The following is a 2,939-nucleotide window of genomic DNA, read 5'->3' as shown; positions in this document are numbered from 1 at the left end:
GCCCCCAACCCACGAACAACCGACCCCGCGCGACGCCCAAGCAAGCGCACCCGGCCGAAGGCCCCCGAGAAGCGGAAGCGGAAGGCGATCTTCACTCACGTGCGTCCCGCCAGTTCACTGGCGTTCAGGATTCGGCGATGACGCCCAAATGAGGCTCTACCGTCTGGACATGGGACAGAGCACATCGCCCAGACCGGCACATCCCACCGGATACCGGGAACTAGCCACCCGTCCACTGCTGATGTGGGCGGCCGTGGTCGTGGCCGCCCGACTACCCGTCGCCATAATGCCATTGGCGTTCGTCTTTCTCGCCCGCGACCGGCCCGGCGGCTACGGCCTGGGAGCCCTCCTCGCCGCGGTCTTCGTCCTGGGCGAAGTGAGCGGCGCGGCCTTTCTGGGCCCGCGCCTGCGCCCCAAACGCGTCCTCACCCAGCTCGGCGCCGGCTTCGGCGTCGGCGCCGTCGCCTTCGCCGGGCTCGGCCTGCTGCGCGGCGCTCACCCCCTCGTCCTGGGCGCGCTCGCCGCCGTCGCGGGCGCCGCCCCCGCGGCCGGCCCGGCGGGCATGCGCACCCTGCTGACCAGCCAAGTGCCCGAGCGCCTGCTGCCCCGCGCGCTGAGCGCGGAGACGATACTGGGCTACGGCATCTGGGCCCTCGCCCCGGTCGTCGTGAGCTGGCTCGCCCTCGATCTCACCCCCCACGCGCCCCTGCTGCTCGCCTCCGTGCTCGCCTTCACCGCCGCCCGCGGACTGCGCGCGCTGCCCGTGCACTGGGTCGTGGACGACGTGGTCCCGAAGCAGTCGGCCATACTGCGGGCCGTGGCCCACGCCTGGCCGGCCTATTTGATGGGGGCCGCCGCGCTGACCCTTCTCGCGCTGGCCGAGCTCGTGCTGCCCGCGCTGCTGGAGCAGCGCGGCATGGGCGTCGGCTGGGCCGGCCCCCTGCTGACCGGCCACTCGATCGCCGCGGTCCTGGGCGCGTTCCTCTACGGGGTGCGGACCTGGCCGGGGCCCGTACGGGTCCAGGGCGTCGTGCTCGTGTTCGGCGTCACCGCCTGCGTGGCCGCCGCGGCGGCGGGCCGCTCCCTCGCGGCCATCGCCGTGGCGCTGGCCGCCGGCGGGCTCCTCCAGGCCGGCGCGCAGATCACCCGCCATCTCGCGCTGCGCGAGTCCCTGGCGCCCGCGGCCCTGGCCGCCGGCTACTCGGTGATGGCCGCGACCGCCGGCATCGGCTACGCGCTCGGCGCCACCCTCGCCGGGGCCATACTGCGGATGACCACCCCCGCCGCCACGATCCTCGCCGGGGTGACCCTCACGCTCGTGCTGGCGACCGTCGGCGCCCTGGGGGAGCGGCGCCGCCGCACCAGCGGCCCCCAGACGCCGGGCCAGCCGCCCCACGGGGGCCCGGAGGGCGCGCCGGTGGGCGCGTGGTGACCGGCGCCCGGCCCCGCGCCCCGGTCAGCGGCAGACGGCGAGGGAGTCGAGGGCGACCGCGCCCTGGCCCCGGCCGAGCACCACCAGGGGGTCGATCGACAGTTCGGCCAGTTCGTCGCCGAGTTCGAGGGCGAGGTGCTGGACCCGGAGCAGGACCTCCACGAGCGCGTCGACGTCCGACGGCGGGGCGGCGCGCGCACCGTCGAGCAGGGCGTGGCCCCGCAGTTCACGGAGCATCGCGCGGGCCTGGTCCTCGCCGAACGGCGGCACCCGCGTCGCCGTGTCGGGCAGCGCCTCGGGCAGCGCCCCGCCCAGGCCCACGGTCACCGTCGGCCCGAACCGCGGGTCGTGCCCCACCCGCACGGCCAGGTCGACCCCGTACTCGACCATCTGGCAGATCAGCACGCCGTCCAGCTCGATGCCCTCGTAGCGGGCGATGTCGGTCAGGGTGCGATAGCCGTCGCGCACCTGGCTGGCCGAGGTGAGGCCGATCTGCACCAGCCCCAGCTCCGTTCTGTGGGTGAGCTCGGGCGCGGACGCCTTCATCACCACCGGATAGCCGGCCAGGCCCGCCGCCCGTACGGCCGCCGCCGCGCTGGTGACCAGGTGCTCGCGCGGCACCCGTATGCCGTACGCGCGCAGCAGCTGCTTGGCCGCGTGCTCGCTCAGTCGGCGGCCCGGGTGGAGCAGCGCGCGGGCCTTCCCCGCCGACGGCGACGGCACGCGCGCGGCGCCCTCGAACGGCGAGCGGTGGTTCGCGGTGAAGCGATGGTGGTCGAGATGGGCGCGCACGGCTCGTACGCAGGCGCCGTACGTCCGGAACGTGGCCACCCGCCGTGAGCCGAGCAGCCCCGTGCGATAGGCCTCCTCGGTGCCCAGCGGGGACCCCCAGACCACGCACACCAGCGTGTCCGTGGCCTCGGCGGCCTCGATCAGATCCTCGACGAGCCGATCGGTGCGCGGCGGTACGGGTGCGGGCACGGGGCAGATCAGGACGCCGACGGACGGGTCGGCGAGCAGCGCGGCGACGGCCTCCCGGTCGGCTCCGGCCGTTTCCGGGCCACGCGCCGGCCGGTGCGGGGACAGGCCGGCCGCCTCCACCAGACCCGCGACCCGGGCCACGGCGTCGGGCGACGTCCCGTACACCGCCACGCCCTCCGCGCGGGGCGGCCGGGCCCGGGCGAGCAGCGCGGCGGTGTCCCGCAGCTCGTCGGGGTCCTGCGCCCGGATCACTCCGAACTGCCGCAGCGCGGCGTCCAGTACGGGGTCCTCCTCGGCGGGCGCCGGCAGCGCGACGACCGGCACGCGGTGGCGCGCCGCGTGATCGGCGGCCAGCAGCAGCCGCCGGCCGTCCCCGACGCGGTCCAGGTGGGCCGCGACGGCCCCGACGTCCGCCCGGCCGGCGAAGTAGGCGATGAGATCAGCGGTGTCCAGGTCCCACTCCGCGCCCGTGGGCGCCCAGTGGGACACGCGGATGCCGAGGTCCTGGAGCGCGAGAAGGGGCCGG

Annotated in this window: 2 protein-coding genes; one reads left to right on the top strand and one right to left on the bottom strand. The window is 76.2% G+C overall.

Annotated features, from left to right (window positions below):
• Window positions 1-286: 286 nt before the first annotated feature.
• Entirely contained in the window at window positions 287-1,432 is a 1,146-nt protein-coding gene (locus ACSNOD_RS30130; protein ID WP_436770254.1) for an MFS transporter, read from the top strand.
• A gap of 24 nt (window positions 1,433-1,456) precedes the next feature.
• Here the strand turns inward: ACSNOD_RS30130 and ACSNOD_RS30125 are convergent.
• On the bottom strand, window positions 1,457-2,939 hold a 1,483-nt coding region (locus ACSNOD_RS30125), incomplete at its 5' end, for an acetate--CoA ligase family protein (RefSeq protein ID WP_436770253.1).

It is taken from the genome of Streptomyces sp. URMC 123, assembly GCF_051386515.1.
In the GTDB taxonomy this organism is placed as follows: domain Bacteria; phylum Actinomycetota; class Actinomycetes; order Streptomycetales; family Streptomycetaceae; genus Streptomyces.
Note: the sequence above shows the minus strand (reverse complement) of the source record. Positions and strands in the feature narration are given on the sequence as shown.

Bases quoted from the DNA above. Each gene is read 5' to 3' on its own strand.
- ACSNOD_RS30130 (WP_436770254.1), top strand. From the start codon at position 287: ATGCCATTGGCGTTCGTCTTTCTCGCCCGCGACCGGCCCGGCGGCTAC.